This window comes from Klebsiella sp. RHBSTW-00484, assembly GCF_013705725.1.
GTDB lineage: Bacteria > Pseudomonadota > Gammaproteobacteria > Enterobacterales > Enterobacteriaceae > Klebsiella.
The window spans coordinates 1-922 of record NZ_CP055500.1 but is presented as its reverse complement, the minus strand read 5'-3'; the positions used below and the strand labels follow the sequence as shown (position 1 = coordinate 922).

Genomic DNA, 922 nt, shown 5'->3' with positions numbered 1-922 from the left:
CTAAGTAGATTCTTATCTACATAATTGTTGAATGGTTTTTAGAGGCGCGCAGGCCTCTGATAATGAGCATAGTCGTTGAAAAAAGGAAATGTTAAAAAGAGTAAAATTTGCGGTAATGTTGACGATTTTGCTGGGTTTTCAGTTGAATTGTCTGAGGTCGACTGAGTCTGTGATATTTTTCAATATATTAATTGGCATCTTAATAATGTTAATCGCCGTGTGCTACGTTTAATTATACCCATCATACTTCGAATCGAGATTTCTTCCTCAGCGCCATTGTCTGCGCTGTTTTCACCACCTTTTTTTATAGGTAATAAAAGGATTGTCTCTATGTATAAAAATATCCTCGTCCCGGTTGATGTGTTTGAAACCGGCCTTGCGGACAAGGCTTTGTCCCATGCTCAATTCCTCGCGCAAAGCTCCTCCGGGCAGATTCATTTACTCAACGTCATCCCGACATTTTCTCCTGCACTGACGCGCGGATTTATTTCCGATGCGCGAAAAATGGAAGACTATCTGGTTAATAATTCAAAAGAAAAACTCGCTGAACTCATCAATAAACTCTCTCTGAAGGAAAGCGATGTCCAGATTCATATTCGCAGCGGCAACGTCCGCGATGAAGTGACGAAACTGGCAGATGAACTGAAGGCGGATGTGGTGATCATTGGCTCACGCAATCCCAATATTCAAACCCATCTGTTGGGTTCAGAGGCGGCAAGTATCGTGCGTTATGCCCATGTGCCGGTTTTTGTGGTGCGCTAAGGGCAGCCTGAGGCTGTCCTGATTTCCGTTACAGGAGTGAGGAGATAACTATGAATACAGAAAAACCGGGCGGCCCGTTTTATCAGCTCTCCGTGGATGAAACCCTGACCAGCACCAACAGCACTCCCGATGGCATCAGCAGCGCTGAAGCGACGGCGCG

General features: G+C 45.1%; 1 protein-coding gene. It reads left to right on the top strand.

Annotated features, from left to right (window positions below):
* Positions 1-330: 330 nt before the first annotated feature.
* A complete protein-coding gene (locus tag HV213_RS33115) occupies positions 331-762 on the top strand; it encodes a universal stress protein (RefSeq protein WP_016241528.1) in 432 nt (143 codons plus the stop codon).
* Positions 763-922: the final 160 nt, after the last annotated feature.